Raw genomic sequence first — 17066 nt, 5'->3', positions numbered from 1 at the left:
AGTTAGGCCGGCTCGACCTCTAGGATCTGTTCCGTGCCATCGAAACTGCGCGCCACGTCCAAATAAGCGCGTATGTTCTTGCACGCCTCATGGACCTGGACCTCGGTGCCGATCACCTCGTTGAGGTCCTTGCACTCGATATGTTGGCCGTTCACGAGATCACCCAGCGAGAAGGATCGCTTGGTCAGCCGATCCATCATCACGCCGCCGAATGCCGAAAGCCGCCCATTGATCGCATTGTCGCGGTTCGCAGCCGCGGCGTCTGACTGATAGACGAGCTGCTTGCTCAGCCGATACTTGCTGACCAGCTCGGTCTCTTCCGAATTGAGCTCCGCCATCACGTCGAGGACAAAAATCGGCGTACCGGTAAGCCCTGACTTCTGGCTCCTGCGGATTTTCAGTTGCATGCCATCCTCTCTGTCGTTCTTGTGGGAATTGAATATCACGAAACAAACAACCTTAGCGAGTCGCTTGCTTGTTTAACGCGTCCAGGGGCGTTTAATGGCTTGCGGGAGGATTGTCGTCGCGCTGAAGGGGCGGCTTGGAGCCCCCTCGATCATGAGGCGCAGGCAGATGTCGTAATTGGCGAGATTGATGAGATCGAGCCTCTCAAAATTGGGCTCGAATTCCTTGGCCAGATAGGCCGCATCCTCCGCTCCCACACGAAAGGCGATGAGCGTTCCAGCATTCCCCAAGACCGAATGGCGGACCGGCAAGCTCACCTGGCTTAAGAACTGATGCGCCAAGATGAGCGCAACGCCGGTCTTGCGCATCTCCGCCATCATTTCGGCGAAGGCGAGGGTCGTGAAGGTCTGGAACTCGTCGACATAGATGTAGAACGGCCGACGCTTCTCCTCCGCTATCGCCACGCGGGAAAACGCGGCAACGCCCAGCATCGTCGTGAGTACACCGCCCAGGAGTGCCGAGCTGTCGCCGCCCAGACGGCCTTTGGAGAGGTTGACGATGAGCACCTTGCCTTCGTCCATGATCGGGCGGAGCCGCAAGGCGTTCTTCTCGCCCGTGAAAAACCGATAGAGACGCGGGTCGGCTAAGAGTGCCCCCACCTTCGACTGGATCGGCGCGATTGCGTCGCCCCGATAGCGCTTGGCGTAGTTTGGAAACTCATGTTCCCAATAGCGCCGAACTTGAGCGTTTTGGATATAAGGTAACGCGCCTATCCGAAACGCGTCATCCGAGATCAGCGCGAGAATATCCGGCAATGTCGCCTTGGGCTGATCAAGGAGCGCCAGGAGCGCATTGCGCAACACATGCTCCATGCGCGAACCCCAGGCATCGCTCCACATCATCTTGAAGACATCGAGGAGCCCGGCCGCCACGAGCGGCCGCAGAGGCGCGCTGACGCGAACCAGCGGATTAAAGCTGGCTGCGCATGATGGATCGGCCGGGTCGATATAGACGGCACACCGTTTCTGGCGTTTGCCCATGCGCGTCCACAGGCGATGTGCCAGATCGCCATGGGGGTCGAGGAGCGCGCAGCCGAGCCCGTCGCGAATATCGCCGGACAGCATCGTCTCGAGCAGCGTGGTTTTGCCCGTTCCCGTCTTTCCGACGATGTATATGTGCGAAGCACGGTCAGCCGGCCGAATTCCAAAGAGGCGATTATCATCGCGGTGCCGAAGGCGTGCGAAGTAGCGAATACGGGAGGGATGCTGGAATGGCATAGGTGCTAAGCCTACCGGACCCCGCGACCGACCCGTAGACGTGGGGATGTGCGAGACGCGCAAACGCCCACGCCTTGAATAAGAAAAGGCTCCGCGACAGGCGGAGCCAAAGAGCTAGTATTCATCTGCGAACATGAGGGTAAGCACGCGGGTGGTTTTCTCCGGATCGGACGGATCGTCCGAGCCGAATTCCAGGTTCTCATCATAGTAGTCGATCTTCCAGAGAAGCGGCTCACCCTTGATCACCACCCGCCCAAAATCATGATCCCCATAGGGATCATTCTCCTGGGTGAAGTCGTCGAAGTCCCGAACGGCTGCGAAAGCTGCCAGAATGAAAGCATCGCCTCTTTTGTAGACGCCTCGTGTCATCATGAGGCGGCCGCCTTCTCCCTTCGTCCGCAGCGCATCATTGAGCTCGCGGATCGTGCAGGTTCTGCACTCTGCTGTGGTTTCCATAGTTCTCTCCGTATCGCGTCGCCGGCACCGCCAATCGGTGCCGGCGGACGACACCGAAAGACCGGTGCATCCGACTGAGCCCATCCGGGCAGATCACGCAGGCAGGCAAACTCCTGCGCCTTGCCATTGTCTCAAGGCAGCGCTTTGAGGAGTAGACGTGGGCATGTGCACGCTGTGCACATGAGGACATTGAGGACGTCGGGGGACGTTGTACGGCACCCATACTCCAAAACAGCGCTATGCTTGGTTTATAGGGTTGTATGGCGCCCCTATCTCAGGAACGTCCCTCAACATCCCCCACCTCTACGCGAAGCGTTTCTCCGAGCTGCTCGCATAAATGTGCGACATCCTCTTCGGTAATGTCGTAGCGTTCATAGAGCGTCTTGAGCGCCGGGATTTCCGCTTTGTGGATGATGAAGACGCCATGGCTCTTGGTGGTCTTCAAATTGAGCTTCGTGCGGACGATATGCCCCACCGCACGCGCGGCCAGAGGCTTGCTCACACTGTCGAGATACGCGCGGCCGTGCACCTTCGCGATTTCCTGCATGCTCACACCGGCGCCGTCTTCGCCCAGCATGAGCTTGCGGATGACGGTGAGCACCTCGGCTTCAAGCGTCTGCCCCCGCGCTTCGCGCAGCCGCTCTTGGGCAACCGAGGCATGAGCGAGGATCGCCAAGCGGTCTGTTTCATCCTCCGCAATGGATAGGAGCGGGCTCAGGATTTGGCGCATGCGCGGCTCGATGTTGGGCGCTTCCGGTCCTAATGGCTTGGGCTCTCCGAAACGCTCGAAATTATCGAACCGATATTGCAGCAGTTTCGAGCGCAGCACGGCGGCCTCTGCCGCCTGATCACTCGGCAGATTGATCGGCACGTCTTTTCGGTCGGATGGATTGGATGAGGTCTCAGTGAGGAATCGGCTTTCAAGCGCCGGATCATCATAGCGCCCCCGCATGCCGACAATCTTCGGCCCGAACACTTTGAAGGCGCGCGGCCGAAAGTCCTTGCCATTGATGCTCTCGCTGCGAAGCACCGGGTAGCCCTTCACATTGCCGGCGTTGAGGATCTTCGCGATGAGCGCGCTTTCATCGGAGAAACGAAAGTCCGCCTCGTCGATCACCAGCGTGCCGCCGATGCGGTTGAGCAGGTGGAAAATCGGCGAGGTGGTCGATGCTCCTCCGGCGAATATTGGCTTGTAGCAGATCGATCCCACCACTGTGAGGAAGCGGGTTTTGCCGGTCCCGTAGTCTCCGCGTCTGCGGAGGTATGGAAGCTCGTTGAAGCGGTCATAGACCCAGGTCAGAAGGACATAGTTGGCGGCCAGGCGTTCGAAGGCTTCTGAAACATCGACATATTTGTGGATGTAAGACCGGATGGCGCTGAGCAGGTCCGACGTTTCCCCATAGCGCATGGGCTCATCTGGGAAACGTACCACTCCATGCTCGACGAGTGCTCCCGCGCTTGAAAGCGGGACATAGCGGGTGACCTCATCCGGCGCATACGTATCAACGATTGCGGCCTTTTGATTTTTCCAGATTGCGAGCCGCGCTCGCTCCTTGTTCGCGTCGAAGATCGTCTCGATCAACTCGCGATTGGGACCGATGCCCGAGACGATCTGGATAGTGGTTCTGTTGGGTTTGCTTTGTGTGCGCTCCGGCTGTTTCGGAGCGTCCGGTTTGTGATCTGGCATATGCCTCAAGGCTAGCTTGAGCACCCCGCCTCAAACCAGACGTGGGGATGTGCGGATGGTGCAAATGCCCACGCCTACTGCATCGCTCCCCCGAGGCGTATCCTGAGAGGTCTTATGTCCGATACACCTCACAAACGTCCTCGAATTGAGTTTCTCCGGAAACTCCTCCCGGTGGACTTCACTGAGGAGCAAATCCAGGTCGAGGAGGACCGGCTCTTACGTTTCATCGCGCTTGTCGAAAGGATTGTGCTGCGGACCGAATTTGAGGAGCACGCGAGGAAGACCACCCAACGAGATTCGACTCTTTGCGATCAAGATTCTATCCTATGAATCTATAACTAATTGATTTATGGGAAATTATTACGCTTACATTCGCGTCTCAACGGTCAAGCAAGGCCACAAGGGCGTATCGCTCCAAGAGCAACGCAGCGCAATCCAACAGTACGCTGACCGCAGGCAGCTCACCGTAACCGAGTGGTTTGAAGAGCGGCAAACCGCCGCCAAGCAGGGACGGCCTGTTTTCGGGCAAATGCTCAAACAGCTACGCCGCAAAAAGGCTGAGGGGGTGATCCTGCACCGCGTCGATCGCGGCACGAGAAATTTCCGCGATTGGGCAGATTTAGGTGAACTCACGGAGCTTGGTGTCAAGCTCTACTTTGCGAACGAAGATATCGACTTTTCTTCCCGAAGCGGACGGCTGACCGCTGACATCCTCGTTGCGTTCGCTGCGGACACCATTCGCAATCTACGCGAGGAGACCAAAAAAGGATTCTATGGCCGGCTAAAACAGGGACTGTATCCTCTCCCGGCCCCGGTCGGATATCTCAACCAAGGCGGCGGCAAGCCCAAGGCGGTCGATCCATTGAGAGGCCCGTTGGTTCGAGAGGCTTTCGACCTCTACGCGACCGGACAGTATTCCATCACGACATTGCGGGAGAAGATCACAGCGATGGGTCTTCGAAGCGCATCGGGCAAACCTCTCTCCGTAAGCATGATCGGCCGGATGCTAAACAACCCATTCTACGCCGGGATCATGCGGGTTCAGAAAACAGGTGAGGCGTTCAAGGGAATACATGAACCACTGATCTCGCCCCACCAATTCAAGCGCGTTCAATCGATCTTGCAGGGTAAATCCGGTGAGAAGCTCAGACGACACCGCTTCTGCTACAAGCGCCGGCTGCGATGCAAGAGGTGCGAAGGCTATCTGATCGGAGAACTCCAAAAGGGTCGGGTCTATTATCGATGTCGGACCCGCGGCTGCAGTGGGTGCTGCATTCGAGAAGACATGGTGGACGGACAGATCCAGGCCGTCCTATCCACCATCCAGATTTCGAAGGCCGAGGCGAAAGCGCTCATCGCCGCTCATCAGGATCTCAAGAACGATTTTCGGGCTCAGGAAACTGAAAATCGAAAGAAGATCAGCTTGCGAATACAGCAATTGAAACAGCGCCTGGAGCGGCTAACAGACCTCCTTATCGATGGCACGATTTCAGACGAGGTGTATCGAAGCCGACAGGAAAACCTGCTGATGCAGATCGCGGAGGCCGAACACGAAAGTTCGAATATTGGGGCCACACGGGGTGAAAATCGTGATCGAGTTCGCAAAATGTGCGAACTCGCTCAAAGCCCGCGGTTGAGCCATTTCTCAGCAAATGCGCCAGAATCTCTGGAATTGCTAAATGAGACGTGCGCGAACTTTTGGGTGGATGGAAAAAAGCTCTCTGTTGAGCTGCATTTTGCCTACGAACTGCTCGCAAAACGCACTTCCATCCCGACTGGCTGCCCGATGAGTGCCATTATTCGAACTTTGACGTGGTGGTTTGCACAGGGTGCACATGACCATGCCAAAACCACGGAAATGAAGCGACACTAACCTGATCGAATTCTCTGCTTACGTGCTAACTTTCACGTTCGGCGACACTAATCGGCTTCCTCTTGCTTAAGCGGCTTGTTTAGTGCGGCGCTGGCTTCACGTTTAGCAGGATCCTCGACCCTCCTGGCTATTAGTGGACGTTCGCTCTTGATCGCTTTTCCATGCGCAATGAATTCCAAAAAGCGCAAGTTTGGTATTGCTTTTATATGCTGTTTTCCAAGTACATTTTCGAGATAAGACAGGCTGGTTTGATCGACGAGGCTGTGAACAAAATGAGTATTACATTGCGATAAAATCGTTTTACTAACCAATGCCGTTCTCTGTGAGACAAGCATGAGACCTACTCCGTACTTTCGACCTTGCAGAGCAATCTGTCCAATTTTACCAACAACCCATTGAGTATCCTTATCCGCAGCAAATGTTTGTTCGGGAATGATAGTGTGAGCCTCTTCAAGGACAATTAGAATTTCACGCGCGCATCTATTGGAACGCGCCCAATTCATAATCGTCGAGATATACATTTCAGTAGCTTGAATTGTTGCTTTAGTGTTGCTGATTTCAGGCAGCTCAAAAATAGCAATCTTCTTATCTGCATCTTCGCTTTCAAGAAATTCCGAAACTTCCGCGTTCACAGCAGGTCGAACTTCGTCGACAAACTTCTTGAGTTCTTTTTTCTCTGCCGAAGCCCTGTATTCGCCGGTGTCCACGTCGAACAGAAGGCCTTCAAATTTTTCGATTGTCTCCGCGGAAACTCCCATCGAAATCGGGTTAAGATCGGCAAGGCGTTGGACATACTCTCCTGTAAAGTCGACTACAAACACCTTGTTTCCACGATTGACAGCGTCTCGCAGCAAATCAAACACAAACTCCGTCTTTCCCGTCCCGGTCACACCAAGGATGGCGGAGTGATATGCTCGAAGATCGTCTTGAACGATTGGCACTCGGTAGCCAGTGTCAGGCACCTCTCCGAGATATAGGATTCCCTCAACATCCGGCTGCTGTGTGGCCACCTTATCAACTTGCCAGAAAATTGGTTGGTTCATGTCCGGAAGCCATGGGTATTTCAGAAACCCCTTCTCGTCATCATAGACCCCTAACTGAGAAGCTGTGACGATGTGTGCTCCGAATGGATTTTGCTCGAAGCTCTCTTCAGCCGTACTCGCATCAAGCACCTGAAAATGGACCATTTCGCCTCTCACGTTAGCAAAAACGACCATTCCCTCGCTTAGCTGCGCACCACGAACAACCTGGAAGCGTATTGTTTCGATCGTGGAATTCTCAACCACGATCCCGACCAGCCTGCTCTCGTGGTCCACGCCAGAAAGTGACTTGGTCAAGTCTGCAGACTTGGGCTGATCGTCACCATCGGGCAGCTGGAAGACTAACCCCTTTTCAGTGTCAGTCGCTTCGATGCCGGTTGGAGTATCGCAAATTATTCCTGTTCCCAGCACCTCTTCGTTCTGGGTTTGCGAAAACAGGGGCAGGACGTACTTCGGTCGCCCACCTGGAAGGTAAGCGAGATGGACATTGGTCAACTTCCAACGTGAGCGCTTGCCCTCTAGCCGGACACGAACAATCCCAGGGTCGTCAATTCGAAGCACAACCCCCGAAAACTCGCGCGCCTTATCCAACTCACTTCGACTGCGAACATAGTTGAACACTCGGCCGATCAGATCGAATGGCTCAACGAGGATGAAAGCTGTCCAGAAAGCGAGGATGACCACTGTCGCGACGAGGTCGCTTTGGTAGAAACCAACAGCGCTAATTACCACCGCCGGCGTGAATAGAATGTCGCTTCTACCTAGCGCCCCCGTCAGGCGGTAGGCAACTTCGCCGACCCACTTCCCCGACTTAAGGAAGAAGATCGCTGTCAGGGCTCCCGCGGCTACGATTAGTGCGTAAGTCAGGAAGGAGTATCGGGCTACTTCCAGAGTGAGTTGAAACTGCCCAGTGGGTGAAAGGTCGATCGTGCCGAGCAGCACAGCAACAGTAATTGCGGTACTCAGTGCGTCTTTTGGCGGATTGAAGAATGGGGCCGCGACAAGAACAATTATCCAGTGCGCGATGGCAGCTAGATACCACACACTTTCACCAGATCCGGTCGGGACAATTGTTCCAAAGATAAAGAAGTGGATGCTAGCTGCTGCTAGAACATTCAACGCCAGTACGACCACCCGTCCTGGCTGCTTGAGCTTTTCGATTTGCGCCACTGCCCACCCTGCCATGATAGCTTTAGACTACCATAACGTGCGATGAGGGCGTCGGATAGCACTAGCCCACTGAGCGACCTTCGCAACACTGCTAGACACCCAATGGAAATCCTAGGCTGCTGGCCGACACGTAGTGTCGTCCAAACTTCCCCCCCAACCCTGAGAGCAACTAGGGACAATCTCACTCATGGCCTGCGGTGATCATACTGATAATGATGTCATTCAGGAGGCGACCGCGGAAATTGACCAAGACAACATTGCGATGCCGCTCTAGCTCGTCAATGGCCTCGTTATCCACTCGACCGCCTGCATGTGGAGCGTAAACGACCAGGGCTGTTTGATCTTTTTTCAAAGTCAGAATTCGACGAAGTCCGTCCACTCCCCAGTCAGGCCAATGAACCAGATAGGTTTGTGCATTTTCGGCCCGCCCCAAGTCGTTCAGCCTACTCACCGCAACGATATTTTTTTTGGTGAAAAGCTTGGTGTCCCCGAGAAGGTCCACAAGACTTGTAAGCGTATCTCCCGATGCAAAAACCGCTATCTTCTTGTGACGGAGTCCGTTCCCAAGCCGCCAAAGCGCCGGCAAAAATCCGATTACCGTCAAATAGCCTGCATAAACCACACCAGCCACAACGAATAGCGACAAGATCAATCGCAAATAAGGAAAGGCCGCCTGAACGAAATCCCACATCATAATTCACCATACCGGAAACTGTGCGCACCTGCCTTGCGCAATAGTTAGAAAAGTAGACCAGAAAAAATGCCTATGTGCGCGCAGTTGGGAACAAGATAGCGCCGAAGCTTTCTAATCCGGACACCCATTAAATTCTCAGAATATCAAGCCCTCCCAGAGCTCAAGACGCTTTGAATGGGGGTGTTGCGGCGAGATTGCGGGCAATCTCGATCGCTCGCTGCTCACTAACCGGATGATTTGGGAACGCTTCTAGAACGATCGTAGGCAAAAGCCGTTGCGTCAGGTCCGAATACGTAAACCCGACCTCTCGGGCTTGGCTGGGTCCCGTCGCGGAAACAATCTGGCGCACCCCCTCCTGACTGACACCAAGTTGCTGCAGGTAGGGTGACAGTACCGCCGCTCTTTGTTCTGGATTGGGGCGAGAGAACTCAATCACATCGGCAGAACGCCGCCGTACAGCCGGGTCGAGCGCTCCCAGGCGGTTGGTGCACATGATGACGGCAGCGGGCAGTGCATTGTTGGCAAATTTGTCGATCCCGCGGATGAAGGCGTTTACGCCGGCACGATCTTCATGGTGCATTTGATCTGTCTCGCGAGACTGCGCCAAAGCGTCCGCTTCATCCACTAAGAACAAAGCCGCGCCACGAGCTTTTCCGCCCGGGTTTTTTAGACGTTCCGAGAACGCTGCCACATGGTCGAACGCCTCGGTTAGGAGCTGGGTCATTTCACCGACGCGGCCTTGCCCGCGCGTAGAGAGGCTTAGCGGAAAGAGCGTGATACTTATCCTTTGCTCCCTCGCGACACGATCACCGATTGTCTCAGCGAGTTCGGTCTTGCCTGAACCAACATCACCCGCAAGCACAACCAACGGCGGCCGTCGACCAACCAACTGAACAACACCTCCTGCGCCAGCATGATGTCTTTGAGCCCACGCCTGCAACGCGTTTGGGTCGACCAGAACTCCCAACATTTTGGATAGTCGGGCGATTTTATCGTCCATTCCAACCAAGCGGCTCAACCGCTCGTTCGCGTCGATGTCAGGCAACTGGACGGTGGCACCAAAAAGATTCTGATCTGCCATCCTTAATACCCCTTCACAACAGAACGGTTTAGGGCACGCCCACCAGCGCTATAGGTTTGATCGGAGGAGAGGTAGCCAGAAATTTCAGGCTTAGGCGCCCCCACACGTTTTACCGCGAGCTTGGATCTAAACGCTTCTTTCTCTGTTTCGCTAAGGGCGTTCCAACGGCTGGAGTAGGTGAGGTAGGAGTAGAAGGATGCACCCTCGATATCTTTGCGGGTAGGCAGCAATCCAGGACGATCATCCGCCCCATCGCCACTCAAGTCGCGAGCGGTGTATTTCAGGCTTGGTTCAATCCATTTTTCATCACGCCTGAAGCCATACCAAACTTCACCCAAATATCCTTCTTTGAGAAAAGCTGTCACTTCCTCTTCGTATTCATCGATTTCATTCAATGACGGCTTGCCATAATACCTATGCATACGCATCAAGTCCGTCCGAACCTTTGACGCCAAATACTTGGCATGGGTAAGAGTGAAGGTGGTGGTGTTCGATACGGTATACGATCCACTCATTTGGTCTGCCTCATACTTGGAAAGTTGGACCGAAAACGCCCTGCCAAGCTTCAACAGTGGCAGTCTTTGTCGGTGCAGAAAGAGCCCAATCAATTGCATCGCCGGCGGCTTCCGCAGCATCAACGATCGCATTCACATTTGCTGATGTGTACAATCGAGCAACATTATTCTTGGCATTCACTGGATCGATTATTTGCAATACATCGGAGCATTCGACATCCGCGAAATCATAGTGCTCATTAAACACAATGCGTTCGCTCAAGTTCGAATTGATGATGTAGGTGAAGAATTGCTGGAGCGCCTCCGGGTAGTCAGAAAAATCCACCCCCTGATCTGCCAATTTCGCCATAATCAATTCGATCATGAACGACTTAAATCGGAATGACGCATCTTCGTCTTTGCGTTGCTTTGACCAATACTTGAGCAGCCTAATCACTTGCGCGTAGTGATTGGGCGCTGCCTTTTTCCGATCTCTTATGAAATCAAGATGAAGCGGAATGCTGGTTTCCAGGAATGATCCATCATCCTGGCTCACGAGGTCGCCCCGCCAGTCGGGGTCTCCGTAATAGAGGATCGGAACGATATCTACGTCGAGCCCCGACCCTTTGAATGACAGTGTAATACTGTAGGTATTTCGGGTGAGCTGGTCAGACGTGACGTTGGGGTAGGCTTCAACGATCTTGTCAGCGATATAATCCAGCAACCCACCGATATCGTCGGGCACACTGGAACCCGCGACGTACACGCCAACATCAATATCGTTTAAGGATCGCAGCGCAGTACCTTTTGCGAGACTGCCCGATAACAACATCTTCTTGAGCGAGAAGTTCGGATGCGCGTCGAGGTGAGCCTTCAGACGATCACGAAGACCACGCACCTGCTGCCGATACTTTGACGCAACATCCTGCGGAAGATTAACCTTTGCTCCCGCAAACGTTGCGATTTCCGAGTGACCTACGTGTTGCCGACCCATCGATATTTCCCAACCTGAACATCCAAGCTCAATATGTATGGGCATTGCAGGCCTCACCCGCAAGATGTAGCAGAAAGAAATTCTTCGAATTCCGGCAAAGGAAATTTCCGAAGTTGACCGCATGATCCAGATTATGAAGTTTTATCAACTATTTAAGTAGTTAACAGTCGAGATCCGGTGCACGTTTTGGTCGAGCAATATCTATTTGTTGTAGGTCAATTTTCCCTAATGCTATCCTGAACCTTTCCAACACCCGACCTTGCCAGCGTCATACGATCTCTTCCCTGTCCAGACGTGGGTATGTGCACACCCCGCACATCCCCACGCCTCCCAGGATCGCTTGAACATGCAACAATAAGCATGCACTGCGCTGCTAACGGCGCCGTGCCCTTGCATCATGATTGACGCCAACGCCATTCGGCTCAAAGCCTGTCGGCGGCGCGGCGGGCTCGACCAGGCGGAACTCGCTCGACTGGTCGGCACCACTCACAGCACGATTTCCAGATATGAAAGCGGCCGGCTGCGCCCTGATGTCGGCACGCTGATCACGTACGAACTGATTTTCGATATACCCGCATCGACGCTTCTGCCCGACACGACGATCGCCAATCGCCGAAAGACACTCGCTCGCGCCCACGCCCTCAAGAAGCGGTACGAGCGTTCCAGTGGTGCGCTTCCCGCAACCAAGGTCGAATTTATCCGAACACTCTGCCATCGGCTTGATGGCACTTCGCCCTGAGCCGCTTACACCACATAGCCCATGTACTTGCGATCGAGCCCAGTTCACGGGGGCTCTATTTCGCCGTGTTCGACGACAAGCGAAGGCTTTTGGATTGGGGCGGGCATGAGGCTCGTGCGAACAAGAACCAGGCATGCCGGGGCATTGCCGCAAGATTGTTGCGTGGTTATCGACCTCGCCATCTCGTGCTTGAGGATGCACTGACGCCGACGTCGACGCGCCACGTGCGCATTCGACGGCTCCTGACCTTGATTGCTGAAGACGCAGCCTGTGAGACGTGCGTGATCGTCCAAATTCCGAAGCTCAGGGTCCGGCAGCGTTTCTGCATGTACGGCGCGGCCTCAAAAGACGATATCGCCTCCGCCATCTGCTCCCTGTACCCGGAGCTCAAATCACGCCTGCCGAAGAAGCGACGTCCATGGCAGAGCGAGCACTACTCGCTTGCCGTCTTCGAGGCGGCTGCGTTGGGTGTCACTTTCTTTTCTCTTTCCGAACAACCCCGCTGACTTCCCAATTTTGACATGCGCCAATCCGCACGCTGACGCGATTGAGCTGAACGCTCACTCCTCTCCCCCAACAGCGGTCCATCCGCCCCCCAAATTCTCGCGTTACCTTTTACAAAAACAAACACCTGTCCACTTAAATTGCTGAATTTAAAGAAACATATGTTTCGCCGTCGCTATTCGTGGTACGTTTGGGCGTCTCCGTATTAGAGGAGCGCACCATGGAGAATGTGGAGCGGAAAGCCGTCGGGATTTGGATCCGCGTTTCGACCGAGGATCAGGCTCGCGGCGATAGTCCGGAAGTGCATCGCCGTAACGCTGAGCAGTTCGCCCAATTGCGAGGTTGGGACGTTGTTGAGGTCTATGACCTTTCGGGCGTGTCCGGCAAAACCGTCATGGGACACGCCGAAACGCGGCGAATGCTCACCGACATCAAGTCAGGACATATTTCCGGGCTGGTGTTCTCCAAGCTCGCCCGCCTTGCGCGCAACGCCCGCGAATTGCTGGAATTGGCGGATATCTTCCAGGCACACAATGCGGACCTGACCTCAATCCACGAGAGCATCGATACAAGCACACCGTCTGGGCGGATGTTCTTCGGCATTATTGCGAGCGTCGCCCAGTTCGAGCGCGAAGAGACGGTGGATCGCCTCCGGCTTTCGATCGCCACGCGGGCGAAGATGGGCAAACGTCTGTCCGGGAAAACCTCGTTCGGATTTCGTTGGCAAGGTGATGAGCTTGTACCGGACCCAGACGAAGCGCCCATACGCGCCCTCATATTCGAACTCTTCGCCGAGTATCAGCGAAAGAAAACAGTCGTGCGAACACTGAACGATCGCGGCTATCGCACGCGAAATGGATCGCTCTTCTCTGTCCCGACCATCCAGCGCCTACTGACCAATCCGGACGCAAAAGGCCTCTATCGGATCAATCACACATGCGTCGGCCCCACGGAAAACTCCCGGGCTATGAAGCCCGAAAGCGAATGGGTATGGATGCCGTGCGAACCGATCGTCTCCGCGGAATTATGGGATCAATGCAACGCTATCCTTGCCCGGCAGGCCAAAGGCAATAAGCCAGGCCCCCGGGGACAATACCTGTTTGCCGGCAAGGTCAGGTGCGGCTGCGGGAGCAAGATGTATGTGCTGTCCAAGCGGTACAGGAAATTCGTGTGCCGGCAATGCCGCAACAAGATCCCACAGGATGACCTGGAGGCGATCTTTCGAAGTCAGCTCCAGACCTTCTTCGCGTCCTCGACGGACATCGAGGCCTATCTGGCGTCCAACGAGGCCGAAGCCACAGCCAAAGAAAACCAGATCCGCGTTTTCCGCCGGGAGTTGGCCGAGCTCAAGGAAGACCGTGAACTCGCCTGGAAGGGCTACAACGACGGTGTGATTGAGCGAGACCGGTTCAAGGAATTGGAGACGAATGCGAGCACCAGGATCAAAGCGATCGAGACCGGCATTTCGGAGCTGGAGAGTGAACTCGCCTCGCTAAAGGAAATTGGCCGCTCTAGCGAAGAGGTCGTGTCATCCGCCAGAGACCTTTATGGCCACTGGGAGATGCTGTCTTTCGAACAGAAAGCCAGCATCATTCAATCGATCACCGACGACATTGTCGTCGGTGATCGGGACATAGCGATCAACCTTCACTATGTCCCTTCCCCGCAAGACGCTGGTAACAGGGGCACGGAGCGGGTCGGCATGGTCAATGACCATGAGGCCAATTGCCCGCGCCATGCGGCCTGCGCCGCCCTCGCCCGCTAGCCGCGCTCACACACCATGAAATACCGGCGATAGGTCTGCGCGCCGCCGGCGGTCAGGTCCTGCGTATCCATCGCCCCGCACTCCAGCTCACCCCAGCGGGCGGACGCCTGGCGCAGAAGTCCGGTGATTTCCGGCGGAACCCCGCCCTCATCGCGCCACATCACCAGCACGGTTTGCGGTAGCTGCTCCAGCGGCGGCAGATATCCATTGGCCACGGCGACCGGCACATTCATCGCCAGATGCAGATTGCCAGCATCATTGATGTGTTTGGACAACAGGATATCCGGCTCTGGATAGGCCGCCGAAATCTGCGACGCCATGTCCTGCCAGCCCGCCTGGCGAGGCTCTTCCGAGGCCTGCAGATCGACAATACGGGCGATCAGAATGAGGGCGATGAAGACAATCGCAATCCGCCCGGCCCAGCGTTTGCCGTTATCGCCCAAGGTCCGGAACATGGCCGCGGCCCAGACCGGGCAGAGCCAGACCAGGCCCGGCGCCAGCCAGCGATCGCGTACGACGGATGTATTGGTGATGATGATCGAAACGGCCCAGATCGCCAGAAAGATCAGCCCGCTCCACAGCAGGACACGCTCTTCCTGGCCCATTTCGCCATACCAGCGGGCAATGCTCGCCTTGTAGCGCACCGCCATATAGATGCCGGTCAGCACCAGAAGTGCGGCCTCGGCGAGAATGGAGCTGAGAAAATCGCTGAGTCCGCGCAGGAAGGCGAAGGTGCTCTCCCCCATGCCGAACTCATTGAGGCCATTGTCGATTGCGGCACTGGTAGAGAGCAGCTGGATAAAGAAGGCCGCATTGAGCGCCAGCATGATCAGCGCCGCTATCGCCGCCTGTTTGCTCAGCTCGACCCGCGCCGGCACGCGCGCTACCCAGAGCGCTGCGATCTGGGCGACCGCCAGCATGATCATGGTGTGTTTGAAGGCCAGGCCCAGCGCCCAGACCAGCCCGAGGACGAGCCAGAAGAAGCGCCGCGGTTGCTGCATCTGGCGGAAGATCAACAACGTGGAGGCCAGGCTGACAGCGATCATCGCCACGGTGTGGGTGGCTTCGCTCAGCGCATCCTCGCCCATGGTCGGCAGCGACATGGCAAAGGCGACCGATAACAGCGCCGCAGCAGGGGAATGGGACACCCGGTAGGCCAGCACACCGCACAGATACAGACCGGTTATGGCAAAGATCAGCTTGAAGGCTTCCAGCGCGGCGACATGGCGCCCGGTCAGCTCCAGCAGGCCCTTGGCAATCCAGGCATAGAGCGGCGGCTGTTCGTCATAGACCAGCTGGAAGGATTGGGAGAGGACGAGCATCTCGCCCTGGTCATTGAGGAAAACCGGATTGACGAAGCGGCTGATCAGGGCGCCGGCAAAGACCGCCAAGAGGACAATGCGCAGTACCAGGAAATCGCGCTGCCCGCCGGGTCCGGCCATTGAAGAATTCTCCGTCACGTCTCTATTCCCCCAAACAAGACGCCGCAGTTTTACGCCCGCCTTGTTTGATATCAAAGCCTAAAGTCATTGTGTTTTCTTAGTGATACTTATGCGCGAAGCAGGCTGGCACAGACCTTGTTACAGTAAACGCAGCTGCCCGGGTGACGTGCTGGTCCATTGCCACTAATTTCCCGCCAGCCCAAACCGAGGGAGTAAGGCGTATGAATGCAGTGATCCGGTCGACCGGACTGTGGCACCCGGAAGAGACGGTCAGCAATGATGAGCTGGTCGAATGCTTCAACGCTTATGTCGAAAAATTCAACGCCGAACACGCCGACGCCATTGAGCGCGGTGTCGTTGAACCGCTCAATGCCTCCTCGACCGCCTTCATCGAGAAGGCCTCCGGCATCAAGTCACGCTACACGATCGACAAGGCGGGCGTGCTCGACGTTGAGCGCATGCGCCCGAGCGTCGCGCCGCGTCCGAATGAAGAGATTTCGCTGATGGCCGAAGCCGGCCTCGCCGCCGCCAAGCAGGCGCTGGAGAATGCCGGCCGGGACGCCAAGGATGTCGATGCGGTGATCTGCTCGGCCACCTCCATGCAGCGCACCTATCCGTGTATCGCCATCGAGATCCAGCAGGCGCTGGGTATTGAGGGCTTCGGCTATGACATGTCTGTGGCCTGTTCCTCCGGCACGTTCGGCATGATTTCCGCCATCAATATGATCAAGACCGGCATGGCCAAATCGGTCCTGGTCGTGACCCCGGAAATCACCACACCACAGCTCAATTTCCGCGATCGCGACAGCCATTTCATCTTCGGTGATGTTGCCGTGGCGGTGCTGATCGAGGCGGAAGACGTGGCCGGCGATGACGGCTGGAACATCCTGTCCAACCGGATGATCACCCAGTACTCCAACAATATCCGCTCGAATTTCGGCTTCCTCAACGCCTCCGAAACGCCCGAACCGGCCTTCGAGGAGCGCTATTTCGTGCAGGAGGGCCGCAAGGTCTTCAAGGAAGTCTGCCCGATGGTGATCGAGCTCATCCTGACCGAGCTGGGCAAGATGAAGCTCTCGCCCGCCGACATGAAGCGGATGTGGCTGCACCAGGCCAATATCAACATGAATATGATGATCGCCAAGAAGGTCTATGACCGCGATTTCGAGCCGCATGAAGCGCCGGTTGTGCTTGACGAGTTTGCCAATATCGCCGGCGCCGGTTCGCTGGTCGCCTTCCACCGCCACCATGACGGGTTTGAAAGCGGCGATAAGGGTCTGATCTGCTCCTTCGGTGCAGGTTACTCGGCCGGCACGATCTTCCTGGAGAAGCGGTAGCGGGAACCACCGTTACCGATGCGCCGCACAAATAGCGCACCGCAACGACCTTCATCTTCCCCCCGACGCATGTCGGGGTCTGGCTGAAACACACCGTCGATGACTCTG

Annotated in this window: 15 protein-coding genes; 5 read left to right on the top strand and 10 right to left on the bottom strand. The window is 55.9% G+C overall.

Annotation, left to right across the window (positions count from 1 at the left end):
* Window positions 1-2: 2 nt before the first annotated feature.
* The 4 genes from Q1V57_RS15535 to Q1V57_RS15520 all read right to left on the bottom strand — a co-directional run bounded on the left by Q1V57_RS15535 (window position 3) and on the right by Q1V57_RS15520 (window position 3849).
* A complete protein-coding gene (locus tag Q1V57_RS15535; protein WP_300532644.1) occupies window positions 3-407 on the bottom strand; it encodes a hypothetical protein in 405 nt (134 codons plus the stop codon).
* A gap of 72 nt (window positions 408-479) precedes the next feature.
* Window positions 480-1682, bottom strand: coding sequence for a type IV secretion system DNA-binding domain-containing protein (locus Q1V57_RS15530; protein ID WP_300532642.1), 1203 nt, complete (start codon window positions 1680-1682; stop codon window positions 480-482).
* Window positions 1683-1796: 114 nt separating this feature from the next.
* Window positions 1797-2138, bottom strand: coding sequence for a DUF3768 domain-containing protein (locus tag Q1V57_RS15525; RefSeq protein ID WP_300532640.1), 342 nt, complete (start codon window positions 2136-2138; stop codon window positions 1797-1799).
* A gap of 274 nt (window positions 2139-2412) precedes the next feature.
* Window positions 2413-3849, bottom strand: coding sequence for a hypothetical protein (locus Q1V57_RS15520; RefSeq protein ID WP_300532639.1), 1437 nt, complete (start codon window positions 3847-3849; stop codon window positions 2413-2415).
* 325 nt (window positions 3850-4174) lie between these two features.
* Between Q1V57_RS15520 and Q1V57_RS15515 the strand changes: the two genes are divergently transcribed.
* Window positions 4175-5698, top strand: a complete 1524-nt coding sequence (locus tag Q1V57_RS15515; RefSeq protein ID WP_300532637.1) for a recombinase family protein — start codon at window positions 4175-4177, stop codon at window positions 5696-5698.
* A 47-nt stretch (window positions 5699-5745) separates the two neighbouring features.
* Here the strand turns inward: Q1V57_RS15515 and Q1V57_RS15510 are convergent, their stop codons facing one another.
* From Q1V57_RS15510 to Q1V57_RS15490, 5 genes are all read right to left on the bottom strand, one after another.
* Window positions 5746-7908 carry an ATP-binding protein gene (locus Q1V57_RS15510; protein ID WP_300532635.1) on the bottom strand — a complete coding sequence of 721 codons (2163 nt, stop codon included), beginning with the start codon at window positions 7906-7908 and terminating at the stop codon, window positions 5746-5748.
* 181 nt (window positions 7909-8089) lie between these two features.
* Window positions 8090-8602 carry a hypothetical protein gene (locus tag Q1V57_RS15505; RefSeq protein ID WP_300532633.1) on the bottom strand — a complete coding sequence of 171 codons (513 nt, stop codon included), beginning with the start codon at window positions 8600-8602 and terminating at the stop codon, window positions 8090-8092.
* A gap of 160 nt (window positions 8603-8762) precedes the next feature.
* Complete coding sequence (locus Q1V57_RS15500) at window positions 8763-9683, bottom strand: AAA family ATPase (protein WP_300532631.1); 921 nt, start codon at window positions 9681-9683, stop codon at window positions 8763-8765.
* Between the two features lie 2 nt (window positions 9684-9685).
* The gene (locus Q1V57_RS15495; protein WP_300532629.1) at window positions 9686-10198 is read right to left on the bottom strand and encodes a hypothetical protein; all 513 of its coding nucleotides are present in this window, start codon (window positions 10196-10198) and stop codon (window positions 9686-9688) included.
* 10 nt (window positions 10199-10208) lie between these two features.
* Window positions 10209-11171 (bottom strand): CBASS oligonucleotide cyclase, encoded by a 963-nt coding sequence (locus Q1V57_RS15490; RefSeq protein ID WP_366145180.1) that lies wholly within the window; start codon window positions 11169-11171, stop codon window positions 10209-10211.
* 397 nt (window positions 11172-11568) lie between these two features.
* Between Q1V57_RS15490 and Q1V57_RS15485 the strand changes: the two genes are divergently transcribed.
* From Q1V57_RS15485 to Q1V57_RS15475, 3 genes are all read left to right on the top strand, one after another.
* Window positions 11569-11910, top strand: a complete 342-nt coding sequence (locus Q1V57_RS15485) for a helix-turn-helix transcriptional regulator (protein WP_300532626.1) — start codon at window positions 11569-11571, stop codon at window positions 11908-11910.
* A 65-nt stretch (window positions 11911-11975) separates the two neighbouring features.
* The gene (locus Q1V57_RS15480; protein WP_300532625.1) at window positions 11976-12416 is read left to right on the top strand and encodes a hypothetical protein; all 441 of its coding nucleotides are present in this window, start codon (window positions 11976-11978) and stop codon (window positions 12414-12416) included.
* Between the two features lie 218 nt (window positions 12417-12634).
* Complete coding sequence (locus tag Q1V57_RS15475; RefSeq protein ID WP_300532623.1) at window positions 12635-14179, top strand: recombinase family protein; 1545 nt, start codon at window positions 12635-12637, stop codon at window positions 14177-14179.
* Here the strand turns inward: Q1V57_RS15475 and Q1V57_RS15470 are convergent.
* Window positions 14176-15621, bottom strand: a complete 1446-nt coding sequence (locus Q1V57_RS15470) for a glycosyltransferase family 39 protein (RefSeq protein ID WP_300532622.1) — start codon at window positions 15619-15621, stop codon at window positions 14176-14178. The genes Q1V57_RS15475 and Q1V57_RS15470 overlap by 4 nt on opposite strands.
* 221 nt (window positions 15622-15842) lie before the next feature.
* On the opposite strand from Q1V57_RS15470, the gene Q1V57_RS15465 reads away from it, so the two are divergent.
* Window positions 15843-16958: a beta-ketoacyl-ACP synthase III gene (locus Q1V57_RS15465; protein ID WP_300532620.1), complete on the top strand. Its 1116-nt coding sequence runs from the start codon at window positions 15843-15845 to the stop codon at window positions 16956-16958.
* The last annotated feature ends 108 nt before the right edge of the window (window positions 16959-17066 follow it).

The organism is Maricaulis sp. (assembly GCF_030149425.1).
Classification (GTDB): domain Bacteria; phylum Pseudomonadota; class Alphaproteobacteria; order Caulobacterales; family Maricaulaceae; genus Maricaulis.
This window is presented reverse-complemented; position numbering and strand designations above follow the sequence as displayed.

What these genes read in the sequence shown, in the direction of transcription:
- Q1V57_RS15465 (WP_300532620.1), top strand. Translation starts at nt 15,843, where the DNA reads ATGAATGCAGTGATCCGGTCGACCGGACTGTGGCACCCGGAAGAGACG.
- Q1V57_RS15485 (WP_300532626.1), top strand. Translation starts at nt 11,569, where the DNA reads ATGATTGACGCCAACGCCATTCGGCTCAAAGCCTGTCGGCGGCGCGGC.
- Q1V57_RS15505 (WP_300532633.1), bottom strand. Translation starts at nt 8,602, where the DNA reads ATGATGTGGGATTTCGTTCAGGCGGCCTTTCCTTATTTGCGATTGATC.
- Q1V57_RS15535 (WP_300532644.1), bottom strand. Translation starts at nt 407, where the DNA reads ATGCAACTGAAAATCCGCAGGAGCCAGAAGTCAGGGCTTACCGGTACG.
- Q1V57_RS15475 (WP_300532623.1), top strand. Translation starts at nt 12,635, where the DNA reads ATGGAGAATGTGGAGCGGAAAGCCGTCGGGATTTGGATCCGCGTTTCG.
- Q1V57_RS15530 (WP_300532642.1), bottom strand. Translation starts at nt 1,682, where the DNA reads ATGCCATTCCAGCATCCCTCCCGTATTCGCTACTTCGCACGCCTTCGG.
- Q1V57_RS15525 (WP_300532640.1), bottom strand. Translation starts at nt 2,138, where the DNA reads ATGGAAACCACAGCAGAGTGCAGAACCTGCACGATCCGCGAGCTCAAT.
- Q1V57_RS15495 (WP_300532629.1), bottom strand. Translation starts at nt 10,198, where the DNA reads ATGAGTGGATCGTATACCGTATCGAACACCACCACCTTCACTCTTACC.
- Q1V57_RS15515 (WP_300532637.1), top strand. Translation starts at nt 4,175, where the DNA reads ATGGGAAATTATTACGCTTACATTCGCGTCTCAACGGTCAAGCAAGGC.
- Q1V57_RS15470 (WP_300532622.1), bottom strand. Translation starts at nt 15,621, where the DNA reads ATGGCCGGACCCGGCGGGCAGCGCGATTTCCTGGTACTGCGCATTGTC.
- Q1V57_RS15490 (WP_366145180.1), bottom strand. Translation starts at nt 11,171, where the DNA reads ATGGGTCGGCAACACGTAGGTCACTCGGAAATCGCAACGTTTGCGGGA.
- Q1V57_RS15500 (WP_300532631.1), bottom strand. Translation starts at nt 9,683, where the DNA reads ATGGCAGATCAGAATCTTTTTGGTGCCACCGTCCAGTTGCCTGACATC.